Below are 16,716 nucleotides of genomic sequence, written 5' to 3' on the forward strand. Positions count from 1 at the left end.
CATCGTGAGTCGCTCATCGTAAGACAAAGTGGTCCCTCCGCTTCGACGAACGATCCCGGTTTCATGGGGGGAACCCACCGCATGCAGAGCAACGATCGTTCCGGAGCCGCGCGGGAGAACGCGCAGGACGAGACACGGATCAGCGAGGATTCGGTCCGCCGGCACTTGATCGAGCAGATCGCGCGCCGCTCCAGGACCACCGCCGCCGACGTCGACCCCGACCGGCCGCTGGAGGAGTTCGGTCTGGCCTCCAGGGACGCGGTCGCGATCGCCGGCGAGCTCGAGCAGATGCTCGGGCGCGCCCTCCCCGCCACCCTCGTCTGGGAGCACCCGACGATCAACAAGCTCTCCGTCGCGCTGGCGGGCGGGACCCCCGAGGAGCCCCCGGCGCCGGAGCCGGTCGTGCGGCGCGCCGCGGGCGACGAGCCGATCGCCGTCGTCGGCGCCGGCCTGCGCTTCCCCGGCGGCGGCCGCGACCTGACCGGCCCGGACGAGTACTGGCGCTTCCTGACCGGGCGCGGCGACGCGATCCGCGAGGTGCCGGACGGCCGGTGGGACGCGTTCGACGACGGCTCCCCCGAGGTCGGCGACCTGCTCGGCACCACGACGCGGCTCGGCGGCTTCCTGCGGGACGTGGCCGAGTTCGACGCGCAGTTCTTCGGCATCACCCCGCGCGAGGCCGCGGTCATGGATCCGCAGCAGCGGCTCGTCCTCGAAGTGGCGTGGGAGGCGTTCGAGCACGCGGGCATCGGCCCGGCGTCGCTGCGCGGCAGCCGCACGGGCGTCTTCGTCGGCGTGTCCGCGCCGGAGTACGCCGCGTTCACCGCGTCCGACCTGGCGTCCCTCGAACCGTTCACGGCGACGGGCGCGGCGCTCAGCATCATCGCGAACCGGCTGTCGTACCTGCTCGACCTGCGCGGCCCCAGCATGATCGTCGACACGGCCTGCTCGTCGTCGCTGGTCTCGGCGCATCTCGCCGTGCAGGCGCTGCGGAGCGGCGAGGCCGACGTGGCGCTGGCCGGGGGCGTGAACCTGCTGCTGTCGCCGACCGTCACGATGACGTTCGACCTCGCCGGCGGGACGGCGGCGGACGGGCGCTGCAAGGCGTTCGACGCGTCCGCCGACGGCATGGTCCGCGCGGAGGGCTGCGGCGCCGTCGTCCTGAAGCGGCTGTCGGACGCGGAGCGGGACGGCGACCGCGTCCTCGCCGTGATCCGCGGCTCCGGCGTCAACTCCGACGGGCGCTCCAACGGCCTCGTCGCCCCGAACTCCGACGCCCAGCGGGCCCTGCTCCGGAACGTGTACGCGAGCGCCGGCATCGACACGCGCGGCGTCGACTACGTCGAGGCCCACGGGACGGGCACGTTCCTCGGCGACCCCATCGAGGCCAAGGCGGTCGGCGAGGTCCTCGGCGCGGGCCGCGATCCCGAGGAGCCGCTGCTGCTCGGGTCCGCGAAGTCCAACCTCGGGCACATGGAGTCCGCCGCGGGCATCGCGGGCCTCATCAAGACGGTTCTCGCGCTGCACCACCGGGTCATCCCGCCGAGCGCGCACTACAAGGAGCCCAACCCGCACATCCCGTTCGACGAGCTGCGCCTCGCGGTCGTCGCGGAGGAGACGCCGTGGCCCGACCGGGGGCATCCCGCGCGCGCGGGCGTGTCCGGGTTCGGCTTCGGCGGGACGAACGCGCACGTCATCCTGGAACAGGCGCCCGCGCAGGAGACGACCGTCCTTCCGGCGGTGGTCAGGACGTTCCCGCTGTCCGACACCAGCGACGACCGTGTCCGCGACCACGCGGCCCTCCTGGCCGAGTGGCTCCCGGACCAGGACGCGGATCTCGCCGACGTCGCCCGCACCCTGCACAGGCGCGCCGGGCGCGGCCGGGCCCGCGCCGCCGTCGCGGCCCGGGACGGCGCGGGGCTCGTGGAAGGGCTGACCGCCCTCGCCGAAGGCCGTCCCCACCCGGGCGTGGTGACGGGCACGGCGCTCGGGGCGCCCGGCCGTCCCGTGTGGGTGTTCTCCGGGTACGGGGCGCAGCGCGCGGGCATGGCGCAGCGGCTTCTGGAGGAGGAGCCCGCGTTCGCCGAGGCCATCGACGACCTGGACGGCCTGTTCGCCGAGGAGGGCGGCCCCGGCCTGTGGGCGCTCCTCGAAGAGGGCCGCAGGCCGGACGGCCCGGCCGACACGATGCCGGTGCTGTTCGCGATCCAGATCGCCCTCGCCCGCATGTGGCGGGCGTACGGCGTCACGCCCGGCGCGGTGGTCGGCCACTCGATGGGCGAGGTCGCGGCGGCCGTCGTCGCGGGCGCGCTGACCGTGGAGGACGGCGTCCGCGTCATCTGCCGCCGGTCCCGCCTGCTGACGCGGCTCGTCGGGGGCGGCGCGATGGCGGTCCTCGGCGCGTCCGCCGCCGAGGTGGCGCGCCTCGGCGAGGGCCTGCCCGAGGTCTACGCGGCCGTGCACTCCTCGCCGAAGCAGACCGTGGTGACCGGCGACGCCGGCCAGGTCGCCGAGATCGTCGAGCGGGCCGAGGCCGAGGGCCGGCTCGCCCGGATGGTGCAGGCCGAGGGCGCCGGCCACTCGCCCCAGGTCGACCCGCTCCTCCCCGAACTGCGCGAACTCCTCGCCGACGTGGGCGTCGAGCGGGGCGCCCCGCTCGCCGAGGGCATCAGGCTCTACACCACCGCCCTGGACGACCCCCGCGCGTACCTCGACTCGGCGTCCGCCCTCGGCGTCGACCACTGGGCCGCGAACCTGCGGAACGCGGTGCGGCTCACGGACGCGGTCGCGGCCGCCGCAGAGGACGGCTTCCGGACGTTCGTCGAGGTCAACGCGCACCCGATCCTGGCGCACGCGGTCGGCGAGACCCTGGACGGGACGGGCGCGCTCGTCACCCACACGCTCAAGCGGGCGCCGAAGGGCCAGGAGACCGACGACACGCTGACGTTCCACGCGCAGCTCGCCACCCTGGCCGCGCACGGCCACGCGGTCGGACGGCCCGTGGACGGGCGGATCGTCGACGTCCCGCGGTCGCCGTGGCGGCACGAGCGGCACTGGGTCGACCTTTCGGCGCGCACGTCGGGCAGGCGCGACGAGCATCCGCTGCTCGGCGCGCATGTGGAGCTTCCCGGAGAAGACCGGCACGCCTGGCGCGCCGACGTGGGGCTCGCCGCCCAGCCGTGGCTGCGCGCGGCGGCCGGCGCCGGCGCTTGGGCGGGGCTGCACGCCCTGCCGGTCGCGGCGTTCGCGGAGATGGCGCTCGCCGCCGGGGCGGCCGCGCTCGGCACCGGGGACGTCCGTGTCAACAGCCTGTGGATGGAGCGGCCGCTCGCGCTCGCCGACCACACGACCGTGACGACGACGTTCACCGAGGCGGAGCAGCGGGTGGAGATCCACGCGCTGACCCCCGCGGGCACGTGGACGCGGCTGGCCAGCGCGGACGTCGGCGAGGACCACCGTCCCCCCGCCGCGGCCGGGCCGGGCGCGGCCACCGAGGTCGCCGCCGCCGAGCGCGGCAGCCGCCAGTACCGGCTGCACCCCGAGGTCTTCGACCGCTGCCTGTCCGTCCTGTCGGACGAGGCGGCGGGCGGCGACGGCGGCGTGTGGCAGGCCGAGACGATCGGCAGCCTCCGGGTGTTCGGGCCGACGCATCGCGGCGGGCACGTCCAGGCGAAGGCCGTCCGGGACGAGGAGGCCGTGACGGGCTCGGCCGTCCTTCTGGCGGCGGACGGCCAGGTCCTCGCCGAGGCGACCGGCATCGTGCTCCGCCGGGTGGAGCGCCACGACATCCCCGTCCCGCTCGGCGACAAGCTGGTCGAACTCGTCTGGGACGAGACGCCCCTTCCGGAGGGCGCGGAGCCGTCCGAAGGCGGCACCTGGCTCGTGCTGGCCGACGAGGGCGACGCGCTGGGCGACGCGACCGCCGCCGGCCTGGGCGGACGCGGGAAGCGCGTCGTCCGGCACCGGCCGACGAACCGGCCGCCGGACGACCACCCGGCCATGGACGAGCCGGTCGAGGGCGTCGTGCTCGTCCCGCCCGCCGATCTCGTGGACGAGGAACTCGTCCTCGCCGTCGCCGGGGTGAGCCGCTCGCTGCCGGACGGCCCCCGCCTCTACGTCGCGACCCGCTCGGCCTTGCCCCTGTCGGGCGAGGGCCTGCCCGGTCACGGGTTCGTCAGCGCGCTCACCAGGGTTCTGGCGTTCGAACGCACCGTCCAGCGCGCCACCCATGTGGACGTCGACCGTCCCGCGGATCTCGTCGCGGAACTCCTCGCGGGCGACGGCGCGCGGGAGGTCGCCTGGCGCGCCGGCACGCGGCAGGTGGCGCGGCTCGCGCAGGCCGTCCTGCCGGAGACGCCGGCCAGGAAGAAGCGCGTCGTCCGGCGCGGCGGCGCCTACGTCATCACCGGCGGGTACGGCGGCATCGGCCTGGTCACCGCGCGCCTGCTGGCCGAGCGGGGCGCCGGGCGCATCGTCCTGTCCGGACGCGGCGGCCCGGGCGCCGACGCCGAGAAGGTGATCGCCGGCCTGCGCGAGGACGGCGTGGACGTCGGCGTCGTGCTCGGCGACATCGCCCGGCCCGGCACGGCCGAGCGCCTGGTCAGGGTCGCCCAGGAGGGCGGGACCCGGCTGTGCGGCGTGGTCCACGGCGCGGGGGCGATCGACGACCGGCTGATCGCCGACCTCGGCCCGGAGGATCTCCACAGGGTGTGGACGGCGAAGGTCGAGGGCGCGCGGCGGCTCAGCGAGGCCACCTGGGACCTCGACCTCGACTGGCTCGTCATGCACTCCTCGGCGGCCGCGCTGCTCGGTTCGCCGGGGCAGGCGGCCTACGCCGCCGCGAACGCCGCGATCGACGCGCTCATGGCGTACCGGCGCGCGAACGGGCGCCCCGGGACGACCATCAACTGGGGCACGTGGTCGCAGGTCGGCGGGGCCGCCGAGACGTCGGTCACCGTGATCGACCCGATCAGCCCGGCGGAGGGCGCGCAGGCGCTGGAGGCGCTGCTCGTGCACGGCAGGGCGGCGACGGGCGTGCTGCGCTTCGACCCCGCCACCGCGGTCGGGTTGTTCCCCGAGATCCGGAACATGCCGTACTTCGCCGCGCTCACCGCGGCGGCCGACGAGCAGGGCGCGGACGACGCCGGCGACTGGCCCGGCGTGGAGGCGCTCGGGGACCTCGACCCGGCGACCGCCCGCAGGATGATCGCGGCGCGGGTCAGGCACCGGATCGCGGCGGTGCTCGGCTTCGACCCGCAGCGCCTGGACCCGGCCGTCCCGCTCACCGACCTCGGCCTGGACTCCCTCGTCGCGGTCCGGATCAAGAGCGGCGTCGAGCACGACCTCGGGCTGACCGTCCCGGCGTCGGTGCTGCTCCAGGGCGCCAGCGTGAACGCCTTCGAGGAGTGGGCGGCCGGCGAGTTCGGCCTGGCCGGCGCCCCCGCCCCCGTCCCCGCGGCGGCGTCGAACGCCGAGTCCGGGTACGTCATGCCGCGCGACGCCGCCGAGCGCCTCGCCGTCCGGATCTTCGAGGACGTCCTCGGCCTCGACCGCGTCGGCGTCACCGCCGACTTCTTCGCCGACCTCGGCGGCCAGGACCACCACGCCGACCAGGTCGTCGCGCTCGTCGCGACGGAGCTCGGCGGCGAGGTCACCCGCGGGGAGCTGTTCGAGACGCCGACGGCGCAGAACGTCGCCGAGTACCTGAGGGCCGCGGACGAGGAGGCGGCGCGGCAGACCGTCCGCCGGCTGAACAAGAGCGGTTCCGGGGGGCGTGGGGGGTCGTCCCCCCACAGTGACGCGAGCGGTTCCGGGGGGCGTGGGGGGTCGTCCCCCCGCAGTGACGCGAGCGGTTCCGGGGGGCGGCGGCCGATCTTCATCGCGCATCCCGCCGGCGGCACGACCGCCTGCTACCGGCAGCTCGTCGACCTGCTCGGCGACGACCAGCCGGTGTACGGGCTGGAGCGGTTCGAGGACGCGCCGCCCGTCGAGGAGCGCGCCGCCCGGTACGTCCGGCATCTCCTGGAGGCGCAGCCCGAGGGCGCGTTCCGGCTCGGCGGCTGGTCGTTCGGCGGCGTCCTCGCCTACGAGACGGCCCGGCAGCTCCGGGCGGCGGGGCGCGAGGTCGAGTTCGTCGCGCTGTTCGACGCGGGCCTCCCGCTGGCGGTGGACGACGAGTCCGACACCCTCGCCCGCCGCTTCTCCGCCTTCGCCGACTACATCAACGAGACCTACGGCCTGGAGGTCGCCCTCACCTACGAGGAGCTGTCCGGGCTGGACGAGGAGTCGCAGTTCGCGCTGGTCATGGAGCGTGCGGCGCCCCTGGTGGACCACATCCCCCCGGCGGCGCTCACCCACCAGCTCACGTCCCACCAGGACACCCGTTCCCTGGAGGCGTACAAGCCGGAGCCCTACGACGGGCATGTCGTCCTCTACCACGCGCCCGAGGAGACCCCCTGGGCCGTGCGGGACGCGCGCTACGTGCTCGACGGGACCAACGGTTTCGGCGGGCTCTGCGCCGACCTGGAGATCGTCACGATCCCCGGTGCGCACCATCTCAACCTGCTCGATCCGCCCGGTGTGGGCGTTCTCGCCGCGCACCTGGAGGCCCGGCTCGCGGGACGGCGAGAGAGCGACACCGCCCCCGCGCCGATCACGGCCCGCTGAACGGCCGCCCCCCTCGAACCCCGTTCCACGGAGGACACCCCCATGGCCCACTCCGGCCCGTCCAACGCCCTGCTCGACGCCGTCAGGTCCGGCGCGAGCGGTCCCGAGCTGCAGGAGATCGACCTGCCGACCCGCTTCCGCGCGGCGTTCACCCGCAAGGACGAGGTCGGGATCTTCGAGGGCCAGACCGACAAGGACGTGCGCCGCTCCCTGCACGTCGGCGAGGTCGAGATGCCCGAGCTCGCGCCCGACGAGTGCGTCGTCGCGGTGATGTCGGCGGCGATCAACTTCAACACCGTCTGGTCGGCGATCTTCGAGCCGGTCCCGACGTTCGCGTTCCTGGAGAAGTTCGGCCGGCAGGGCTGGTACGGCGCCCGCCACGACCTGCCATACCACATCCTCGGCTCGGACGGCTCGGGCGTCGTCGTGCGCACCGGCAGCGGCGTGAAGAGCTGGAAGGTCGGCGACAAGGTCGTGCTGTCCCCGTCCTACGTGGACGAGGAGGACCACGGCTCCTACGACGACGGCATGATGTCGGAGAGCCAGCTCGCGTGGGGCTTCGAGACGAACTTCGGGTCGCTCGGCGAGTACTGCATCGTCAAGGCGAACCAGCTGATCCGCAAGCCCGCCCACCTCACGTGGGAGGAGGCCGGCTCGAACACGCTGTGCGCCGCGACCGCCTACCGGATGCTCGTCGGGACGCACGGCGCCCGCATGAAGCAGGGCGACGTCGTGCTGATCTGGGGGGCGACCGGCGGGCTCGGCTCGTTCGCGACGCAGCTCGTCAGGAACGGCGGCGGCATTCCGGTCGCCGTGGTCTCCTCCGAGGAGAAGGCCGACATCGTCCGGTCGCAGGGCTGCGAGCACATCATCAACCGCAACGACCTGGAGCTCGGCGAGCAGGGCCTGCGGCACCCGAAGGCCGGCCGGATGCTGGGCGAGGCGATCCGCCGGCTCGTCGGCGAGGACCCCGGCATCGTGTTCGAGTACCTCGGCCGCGAGACGTTCGGCGCGTCCGTCTACGTCGCCAGGCGCGGCGGCAAGATCGTCACCTGCGGCTCCTCCACCGGGTACCGGCACGAGTACGACAACCGGTTCCTGTGGATGCGGCTGAAGAGCATCATCGGCTCGCACGGCTTCAACTACCACGAGGCCGTCGAGATCAACCGGCTGATCGGGCTCGGCATGATCCACCCGACGCTGTCGAAGGTCTTCCCGCTGGACGAGGCCGGGGACGCGACCCGGGCCGTCCAGACGAACCAGCACATCGGCAAGGTCGCGGTCCTGTGCGGCGCGACCGGCGAGGGCCAGGGCGTGGACGACCCGGCGCTGCGCGAGCGCATCGGCGAGGAGAGGCTCAACCTCTACCGCCGCTGACGCGCGCCGGCGGGGCGGGCCCGGGCGCGGGGCCCGTCCTTTTGCTTCTACGCCTTCTGAAGGCGGGTTGAAAAACGTTTCGTTGACAGTACGAGGCGCGGATAGCGATTCTTTGGGACGGCATTAGCGCGCGCCAGCAGACCGCCCCCGCCCCAAAAGGAGTCGCGTGATGCAGCGTCGAACCCTGCTCGCCTGCGCCGTTCTCGCCGCCTTTACCGCCATTCCCGCCGCCGAAGCCTCCGCGGCGCCGGCCCCTTCCGCTCCCGACCCGGCCGCACCGAGGTACGGGCGCGTCGAGGGCGCCCGCACCTTCACCCCCGACGCTCGCAATGCCGGGGCCGTCCAAAGATTTCGCGACCTGCACCAGTCCCGCCTGCGCCGCGAGCAGATCCACCATTTCTGGGGCGTCGAGCCGGCCGCCGGCACCCACGACGGGATGACGGCCACCCACAGCGTCGACACGGGCTACCGGGTCTCGGGCAGCGCCGACTTCACCTACACGCCCACCATCAAGGCCGCCGGGTCCTGCATGGAGATCACGACCGTCTACTCGCAGGCCGTCGGGAACGAGATCTGGGCCTGGGACTGGTGCGGAGGCAACGGGCCCGCCAAGGAGGTGAAGATGGACGCCGCCTTCCTCCAGACCTACACCAGGAGCGTGAACGGGCACCCCGCCTACAGCGTCCAGCTCGTCAGGACGAACGCCTCCACCAACGCGTGGTCGGCGTACCTCTACAACTACACGACGAATTCCTGGAGCCTCCTCTACAGCAAGTCGGGCCGGGACACGAGCTCGCTCACCTACGGCTGGGACATCTTCGAGATCTACGCGACCCGCAACCCGAGCACAGGCAACGCCTACTACTGCGCGGACGCGAAGAACGTCGTCTTCGAGAGCAGTTCCATCCGGCTCCGGCGAAACGGCGCCTGGACCCCGGCGACCCCGTCGGACTCGCCCTGGCAGCCGACGGCGACCCCCGATCCCCGCGACTATCTGTGCCCGTCGCTGCAGTTCGTCCGCGCGGGCGCGAACGACCACTGGATCGTCAGGCAGTAGCTCAGGTGGGCAGCGGCCGATCGTTCACGACGTGCTTCATCACGAGCGTGGAGTTCAGCCGCTGCACCCCCGGCAGCGCCGCGAGAACGTCGTCCTCCAGCTCCTGGTACGCCTTCAGGTCCGCGGTGACGATGCGCAGCAGGTAGTCGGGGTCGCCGAAGAGCCGCTGGGCCTGCACCACCTCCGGCACCCGCGCGACGGCCGCCTCGAAACCCAGCAGGGTGTCGCGGTCCTCCTGCCGCATGGTGACGAACACCAGCGCCTGGAAGGTCAGGCCGAGCGCGGCGGCGTCGACGACCGCGCGGTATCCGCGGATGGTGCCGCCGCGCTCCAGTTCCCGCAGCCGCCGGTGGCACGGCGAGACGCTCAGCCCCACCCGGGCCGCCAGTTCGGTGACCGTCAGCCGCCCGTCCTCCTGGAGCACGGCAAGGATCTTCCGATCGATGGCGTCCACGAAGCAGATCCTTCCACGAACGGCCCGCATTGCGGCACAAGTTGAAATCACTTTCTGCCAATTCAATCGTATTCTCCCCGTAATGGCACCCGGTGGGGAAGGAATGCGATGGCGGTGGGATCGGTGCTCGCGTTCTGGGCGGTGGCGCTGCTGCTCATCGTCGTCCCGGGCGCGGACTGGGCCTTCATCGTCGGCGCCGGGCTGCGCGGCGGCTCGGTCGCCCCCGCCGTGGGCGGTCTGATCGCCGGCTACGCCGCGGTGACCGCGATCGTCGCCGCGGGCGTCGGCGCGCTGGTCGCCGGCTCCCCGTCCATCCTGACCGGCCTCACCGCCGTCGGCGGCCTCTACCTCGTCTGGCACGGGGCGACGACCTTCGCCCGCCCCTCCGCCCTCGACGTCCGGCCCGGCGCCGGCACCCGCTGGAGCACCTTCCTGCGCGGCGTCGGCGTGAGCGGCCTCAACCCCAAGGGCCTGCTGATCTTCCTGGCGCTGCCGCCCCAGTTCACCGATCCGCGCTTCGCCTGGCCCGTCCCCGCGCAGCTCGCCGTCCTGGGCCTGACCTTCATGGCCACCTGCGCCGCCTTCTACCTCTGCCTCGGCACCCTGACCCGCACCGTCCTGACCCCCCACCCCGCAGCCGCCCGCATCGTCACCCGCCTCTCCGGAGCCGCGATGACCGCCATAGGCGCCTGGCTCCTCCTGGACCACCTCCTCCCCTGACGGCATCTGCTACCCGGAGGACGCGGGCCTGTCCTGGCAGAGCGCCGTCTGGACGGCGGCCTTCATGTCGTCGCTCTGCGCATCCGTGCCGCCCGGGTCGACGTTCACCATGACGGTCGCCTGCCTGCCGCCGACCGTGGCGCCGCCCGTGGTCTCGTAGCCGAAGATGTCACCGCCGTGCCCCCAGTAGAGGCCGCCGCCGCAGGGCAGCGTGTTGCTCTCCAGGCCCAGGCCGTAGGCCCGGTCGCCGGAGCCGCCGGTCGGACGGGTCCTCATCATGTCCCGCAGCTGGGCCGGGCGCAGCAGCCTGCCGCGTACGAGGGCGCCGAGGAACCGGTTGAGATCGGCCCCGCTGGAGATCATCGATCCGGAGGCGCCCGCGACCGAGGGATTGATCGCGGTGACGTCGAGGAGCGGTGCGCTCGGGCCCGGTCGCGCGTATCCCCGCGGATGCGGTCCGGGGATCGCCGACGTGTCACTCGGGACGAAGGTGTGACGCAGGCCGAGCGGCCGGATGACGCGCCGGCGGATCTCTTGGCCGTAGGTGCGGCCGGTCACCTTCTCGATGAGCATGCCGGCCAGCAGGTAGTTGGTGTTGGAGTAGCGCCAGCCGTCGCCGGGCTTGAAGGTGCGCGGTCGGGTGAGCGCGAGGTCCACCAGGTCGCGGGTGTCGTGGTGGGCGAGCGGATCCTTGAGGATCTCCTGCGGGTCGAGGAGGGCGACGTAGTCGGGGATGCCGCTGGTGTGCTGGAGCAGTTGGCGGACGGTGACGATGCGCCCGTCGTTGTCGTTTCCGCGTACGACGCCGGGCAGATAGCGCTCGACCGGTGCGTCCAGGACGACGCGGTGCTCCCCCACCAGCTGGAGTACGACCGTGGCCACGAACGGCTTGGTCATGCTGCCGATCCGGAACAGGCTGTCGCCGCGCATGGGCGTACGGCTCTCCACGTCCGCGACGCCACTGGTCAGCACCGTGCCGCCGTTCCGGTCCCGCACCTGGACGACTGCTCCGGGCCCGCCGTCGACCGTGGTCAGCCGGTCCAGGAGCCGCCGCAGCTCGGCCTGGCCGGTGCCGCCGGCTCCGGCGGGGCCGGTTCCGGCCCGCGATGTGCCGGTGCCGGTCAGTGCGCTCACCGCGACACCGGTTGCCACGGCCAGGGTGAGTGCGCCGCGCAGCGCACGCCTTTGCTTGATCATGTTCGATTCCCTGCTTGTCCGGTGGTGACGGGTGGTCGATCGAATGAGGGGTGGCCTAGGCCGTCGCGGTGGCCTCGGCCCTGCGCCGCGCGGGAGCGGACTGGATCTGCCCGCGGGTGTGCGGGAAGAGGGCCAGCCAGATCAGCGCCGCACCCGCCGGCAGGAGGTCCAGGTCGGCCGTGATGCCCGCGAAGGCCAGGACGAGGAGGGCGGCGCTGACGGCGGCGGTGCCGCGCCGGGGGCCGACGACCGCGTACTGGACGAGCAGGGCGGTCAGGCCCAGCATGAAGAGCACCGGCCCGATCTCGTAGAGCGACTGGGGGAGGACGGCCGGAACGTCCGCGTACCGGTCGGAGAGCGCGCTCTTCTCGGCGGCGTCCGCCGCCCGCAGGCCGACGACGATGTCGATCACCGCGACACGGATGAAGGTGACCAGCCCGACGGCGGCCACCGCGGTGAGGGCGCCGGCGGTGATCCGGCGCGCCCTGCCGCGCTCCGCGACCGGCATGCGCCGCCGCAGTCCCGCGATCACCAACCCGTACAGGAGCAGCGAACCCAGGAAGAGCAGGTGGCCCACCGTCCAGGCGGGGCCGGGCCCGTGCTGCCCGTCGCGGCCGTCGATGAGCCGGACGACGCCGTAGGCGAGCATGAGGGCGGGGGCGAGATGGAAGGCGATCCTGGTCACGGGCGGTTCTCCTGAGGTTCGTGAGCTGCGTGCTTACGCTCTCGATCCTCTGGGAGACCGGTGTCCCGGCGGATCGCCGCCGCAGGCGATCTTCGGGCATCGGTGGCGCGGGGGAGAAGCGGGGTGCGGCTCCCCCGCGCGAGGGAGTCCCCTCTCAGGAGGGTTCGATCAGCCGGGTCTCGTACGCGGCGATCACCGCCTGGACGCGGTCGCGGATGCCGAGCTTGGCCAGGACGTTGCTGACGTGGGTCTTCACGGTGTGCTCGCTGACGACCATGGCCGCGGCGATCTCCGCGTTGGACAGGCCGCGGCCCAGCAGGCGCAGCGTCTCGCGCTCCCGTTCGGTCAGGACCGACAGGCGGTCGGAGACGGCCGCGCCGGCACGCGGGCGGTTGCGCGTGATGTCGGAGATCAGGCGGCGGGTGACGGCGGGCGCGAGCAGCGACTCCCCCGCCGCCACCACCCGGACCGCGTGCACGAGATCGTCGCGGCGCACGTCCTTGAGCAGGAACCCGCTCGCACCGGCGTAGAGCGCGTCGTAGACGTAGTCGTCCTGGTCGAACGTGGTGAGCATGATCGCGCGGGTTCGGGTCTCGGCGCAGACGGCCTTCGCGGCCTCGATGCCGTTCAGGCCCGGCATGCGGATGTCGAGCAGCACGATGTCGGGGTCGTGCTCGCCGACGGCGGCGATCGCGGCGCCGCCGTCGCCCGCCTCGGCCACCACCTCGATGTCGGGCTGCGCGTTGAGGATCATCGCGAAGCCGCTGCGGACGAGTTCCTGGTCGTCGGCGAGAACCACCCGGATCACGCGGTCACCGCCGCGGCGCAGGGGAGACGTGCCACGACCTGGAACCCGCGGCCAGGCAGCGGACCGGCCTCGGCCGCGCCGCCGCAGGCGACGGCGCGTTCACGGATGCCGATGAGACCGTCACCGCCCCGCCGCCAGCCCGGATCCTTCTCGCCGCGGCCCTGCCCGTCGTCGGTCACCCTGATCTCCAGTTCGTGCTCGGTCCAGCGGAGCCGGACCTCGGCCGTCCGCGCGCCGGCGTGCTTCACCGTGTTGGTGAGCGCCTCCTGCACGATGCGGTACGCCGCGAGGTCGACGTCGGAGGAAAGGCCGCGGCTCGCGCCCTCGACCGTGAGCCGCACGCGGACCTGGGTGCGGTCGACGTGCTCGACCAGGGCGGGCAGCGCGCCGACGGTCGGCTGCGGCGCGCGTACGCCGTGGTCCTGCTCCTTCTTCAGCACGCCCAGCGTACGGCGCAGCTGGGCCATCGCGTCCCGGCCCGCTTCGGCGATCGCGTCGAAGACCCGTTCGGCCTGGTCGGAATCGGTGTGGACCACCACCGGGCCGGCCTCGGCCTGAACGACCATGATGCTGACGGCGTGCGCGAGCACGTCGTGCATGTCGCGCGCTATGCGGGACCGTTCCTCCGCCGCCGCCCGCGCCGCCTCGGCCTCGCGTTCGCGCTCCAGCGCCTCGCGTTCACGTTCGAGCTGCGCGGACCGTTCGGCCATCGCGTCCGACCGCTCCCGCGCGGTCCGGGTCAGCGTGCCGAGCAGGAAAGCCGTCATGGGCAGCAGCAGCGTGAACATGAACTCGCCCGCGTCGTTGCCCTTGACGAGCAGCGCACCGGGCGGGATCGTCGCCACGATCGCGGCGATGAAGCCCCAGCGCTGCCAGCGATGGCGGCCCAGGTCGGCGAGGGTGTAGATGGCCACCAGCGCGCCGTACTGCAGCTGCTGGCCCGGCTGGTGGTGCAGCGACACCGCCATGGCGAAGGACGCCACGACCAGCGCGACCGCGAACGGCGCCCGCCGCCGCCAGATGAGCGGCACGACCGTGCCCAGGTTGAACACCACACCGAACGGCGACACCTCCGGCGCCGTCCCGAACGGGACGAACACCGGAACAGCGACCGCCGCGGCGACCAGCACGTCCACGAACCGGCCGGCCCCCGAACGGGAACGCGGGCGCGCGAAGAATTGACCGAACCGTTCCGACATTCACCCAGTATTACGGCCAAAGCGGGCGTGATCGCCTCGCTCGCGCGAGGGATTCGGCCCGGACCTCCCCAAACCGCGCCGACCCCCAAAGTTCACCTCCCTCGCCGCCCCTCCCCGGCCACAACGATGGCGCGATCGGACTACCGAGGTCTCACCTCCCATAGCCCATAGGGAGGAAACCAAGTCGTTAGCTCTATGTTGCCAGTCGATTACTCTTAGTTTGCATCCGTGCCCACGACCGAACATGAGCTGCCGCTGGAGATGGTCCGCAACCGGCCGCAGCTCGTCCCCGAACTCCTGCGGAGCGTCTTCGGACTCGACGTCTCCGATCACGCCCGTGCCACGCTCGCGTCGGAGTCCTACGCCGACACCAATCCGGCGGAACTGCGCTGCGACGCCACCGTCCTGCTCGGCGACCCGAAGTCGCCCGTCCTGGGCGTCGTGGTGGAGAGCCAGTTACGGCCCCTGAAGCAGAAGTCCTACAGCTGGCCCGCCTATCTGGCGTCATTACGCCTGCGGCGCCGCTGCCCCGTCATGCTCCTCGTGCTCTGCCCGGACCAGTCCACGGCGAGAGGATGCGCCCTCCCGATCGACATGGGCCACCCGGGATGGGTGCTCGAACCCCTGACCGTCCACCCCGGGATGCTGCCCCCGATCACCGACCCCGACCAGGCCAGGCGCCTCCCCGAACTGGCGGTCCTCAGCGCCCCCGCGCACGCGGACGGCCCGCACTCGGAAGCCGTGCTCCGGAGCGTGGCCACCGCCATCGGCTCCCTGACCGGCGACGTGGGCGCGCTCTATCATGACTACGTACTGTCGCGGTTCTCTGACGCCGCCCGCAAACTCATGGAGGACATCGTGAAGCTCGACCACTACGAGTGGCAGTCAGAGTTCGCCATCACCCACCGCGCCGAAGGCCGCACCGAGGGCCGAGCCGAAGGCCGCACCGAGGGCCGTGTCGAGGGGGAGGCCAAGGCACTTCTGCTCATGCTCAAGATCCGCGGCCTCGACGTTCCCGAGGACGTCCGTGCTCTGGTCGAGGGATGTACCGACTCCGACCAGATCGAGCGGTGGATCGAGCGCGCCGTCAGCGCCGACTCGGTTGAGGATCTCTTCAGCTGATCGGGTTCGCCCGTGGGGCGGCATGCGGTCAGTGCGGGGTGGCCGCGCTCCGCTGTGGCTCCATGTCGGGGCGGGGTTCGGTGCTCAGGGGCATGGGTGTGATGCGGGCAGGGCGAGGCGGTGGAGGCCTGCTCGGATGCGGTCCGGGTGCATGTCCTGGGCCGTGACGAGGTAGTCGATCACGTCGGCGCGGAGGGCGGTGAACACGGCGTGGGCCAGGTAGTCGGCGTCCTCGCCGGGACGGGCGGCGCGGAGGCGGCGGCCTAGTTCCGCGATCCAGAACCGGCTGGCCTCGTTGGCGTAGTAGGCGTAGGGGCCGCGGTGCTCCAGCGCGCGGATGAGGCCGCGGTTCGCCCAGACGAAGTCGAAGAGGCCGTCGAGGTAGGAGTGCAGTGCCTCGCCCGGTCCTCCGCCCGGCCCGAGTGGTGGCGGGCCGGCTTGCACGGCTTCCCGCAGCGCCGAGACCCGCGGGTGCAGCACCGCCTGGATGAGCGCGGTCCGGTCGCCGAAGCGCCGGAACACGGTTCCTTTTCCCACCCCGGCCGCGTCGGCGATGTCGCTCATCGAGACGTCCTGCACGCTGCCCCGGTCGAACAGTTCGGCCGCCGCCGCCAGGATCGCCTCGCGATTGCGCGCGGCGTCCGCACGTTCCGTTCCGCCCACCCGTCCTCCTTGCCTATCCGGACCGCTGGTCCGTATGGTAGCCCGCGCCGGTATCCGGACCGCCGGTCCGGATCTGAGGAGAACGGAAGTGGTGCCGCATGACTTCACAGGCCGACTGGCGGGAGGCCGCCGCGCGGGCGATCGAGGCCATCCGCGCCGCGCCCGTCGAGCCTTATCGCGAGGGTGCGCCGGCACGCCGAGTGGTCAGGACGGAGGGACGGCGCACCGGGCGGACCCGCCCGTTCGGGGTCAACGTGACCAGGGTCGGCGGCAGGCTCTATCTGTGCTCGTCCCATCGGCGGCGCGACTGGGTGCGCAACGTCGTGGCGGCCGGCCGCTGCACCGTCGAGCGGGACGGCCCCGGCGGAACGGACGCCGACTACTCTGCCGTCCTTGTCGAGGGCCGGGAAGCGGCCGAGGTCCTCGCGACGTACCTGCCGCAGGCCGGATTCCAGGATCCCGAGCTGCCGTTCGCCGTCGACGCGTCCGTCGCCGAGATCATTCCGCACGCCGCGACCACGGCGGTCTTCCGTCTCGATCCCCTCGGCGTCCCGGCGGGGGCCGGTCGCTGAGCGGGGCGGTGTCGTGGGCGGTGTCGGATCGTGGAGGCGGACGCGTGTCCGTGGTTTCGTCTGGCTGGGTGCGGGTGGGGCTTCGCTTGTGACGGTGAGTAGGGATTTCCTCTGTTTTTGGGCGTGTGAGGCCGGACGGTGTCCTTGCGCTGGAGCCGGGTCCCGGGGGCGGGAAAGAGTGTGAAATTTTCTCACG

At 72.9% G+C, this 16,716-nt stretch carries 12 protein-coding genes; 6 read left to right on the forward strand and 6 right to left on the reverse strand.

Features of this window, described 5'->3' with window-relative positions; genetic code table 11:
- Positions 1-81: 81 nt before the first annotated feature.
- The 3 genes from ACQEU6_RS30700 to ACQEU6_RS30710 all read left to right on the forward strand — a co-directional run bounded on the left by ACQEU6_RS30700 (position 82) and on the right by ACQEU6_RS30710 (position 9,100).
- Positions 82-6,666, forward strand: coding sequence for an SDR family NAD(P)-dependent oxidoreductase (locus ACQEU6_RS30700; RefSeq protein ID WP_499336523.1), 6,585 nt, complete (start codon positions 82-84; stop codon positions 6,664-6,666).
- 42 nt (positions 6,667-6,708) lie between these two features.
- Entirely contained in the window at positions 6,709-8,043 is a 1,335-nt protein-coding gene (gene ccrA / locus ACQEU6_RS30705) for a crotonyl-CoA carboxylase/reductase (protein ID WP_499336524.1), read from the forward strand.
- 169 nt (positions 8,044-8,212) lie between these two features.
- Positions 8,213-9,100 carry a hypothetical protein gene (locus ACQEU6_RS30710; RefSeq protein WP_499336525.1) on the forward strand — a complete coding sequence of 296 codons (888 nt, stop codon included), beginning with the start codon at positions 8,213-8,215 and terminating at the stop codon, positions 9,098-9,100.
- Between the two features lies 1 nt (position 9,101).
- On the opposite strand, the gene ACQEU6_RS30715 is transcribed toward ACQEU6_RS30710, so the two are convergent.
- Entirely contained in the window at positions 9,102-9,554 is a 453-nt protein-coding gene (locus ACQEU6_RS30715) for an Lrp/AsnC family transcriptional regulator (protein ID WP_185029243.1), read from the reverse strand.
- A gap of 108 nt (positions 9,555-9,662) precedes the next feature.
- Between ACQEU6_RS30715 and ACQEU6_RS30720 the strand changes: the two genes are divergently transcribed.
- Entirely contained in the window at positions 9,663-10,274 is a 612-nt protein-coding gene (locus ACQEU6_RS30720) for a LysE family translocator (protein WP_499336526.1), read from the forward strand.
- Between the two features lie 9 nt (positions 10,275-10,283).
- Here the strand turns inward: ACQEU6_RS30720 and ACQEU6_RS30725 are convergent, their stop codons facing one another.
- From ACQEU6_RS30725 to ACQEU6_RS30740, 4 genes are all read right to left on the reverse strand, one after another.
- On the reverse strand, positions 10,284-11,471 hold the full coding sequence (locus ACQEU6_RS30725; RefSeq protein ID WP_499336527.1) for a serine hydrolase domain-containing protein: 1,188 nt from the start codon (positions 11,469-11,471) through the stop codon (positions 10,284-10,286).
- Between the two features lie 55 nt (positions 11,472-11,526).
- Complete coding sequence (locus tag ACQEU6_RS30730) at positions 11,527-12,156, reverse strand: hypothetical protein (protein ID WP_499336528.1); 630 nt, start codon at positions 12,154-12,156, stop codon at positions 11,527-11,529.
- A 154-nt stretch (positions 12,157-12,310) separates the two neighbouring features.
- Positions 12,311-12,964, reverse strand: a complete 654-nt coding sequence (locus tag ACQEU6_RS30735) for a response regulator (RefSeq protein WP_499336529.1) — start codon at positions 12,962-12,964, stop codon at positions 12,311-12,313.
- Positions 12,961-14,163, reverse strand: coding sequence for a sensor histidine kinase (locus ACQEU6_RS30740; RefSeq protein WP_499336530.1), 1,203 nt, complete (start codon positions 14,161-14,163; stop codon positions 12,961-12,963). Before ACQEU6_RS30740 ends, ACQEU6_RS30735 begins: the two co-directional genes overlap by 4 nt.
- A gap of 228 nt (positions 14,164-14,391) precedes the next feature.
- Here ACQEU6_RS30740 and ACQEU6_RS30745 point away from each other — a divergent pair, with 228 nt between their 5' ends.
- Positions 14,392-15,285 carry a hypothetical protein gene (locus ACQEU6_RS30745; protein ID WP_499336531.1) on the forward strand — a complete coding sequence of 298 codons (894 nt, stop codon included), beginning with the start codon at positions 14,392-14,394 and terminating at the stop codon, positions 15,283-15,285.
- 84 nt (positions 15,286-15,369) lie between these two features.
- Here the strand turns inward: ACQEU6_RS30745 and ACQEU6_RS30750 are convergent, their stop codons facing one another.
- Positions 15,370-15,948 (reverse strand): TetR/AcrR family transcriptional regulator, encoded by a 579-nt coding sequence (locus ACQEU6_RS30750; protein ID WP_499336532.1) that lies wholly within the window; start codon positions 15,946-15,948, stop codon positions 15,370-15,372.
- Between the two features lie 98 nt (positions 15,949-16,046).
- Here ACQEU6_RS30750 and ACQEU6_RS30755 point away from each other — a divergent pair, with 98 nt between their 5' ends.
- A complete protein-coding gene (locus ACQEU6_RS30755) occupies positions 16,047-16,520 on the forward strand; it encodes a nitroreductase/quinone reductase family protein (RefSeq protein ID WP_499336533.1) in 474 nt (157 codons plus the stop codon).
- The last annotated feature ends 196 nt before the right edge of the window (positions 16,521-16,716 follow it).

The sequence above is a fragment of the Spirillospora sp. CA-108201 genome (assembly GCF_050936235.1).
Lineage (GTDB): Bacteria > Actinomycetota > Actinomycetes > Streptosporangiales > Streptosporangiaceae > Spirillospora.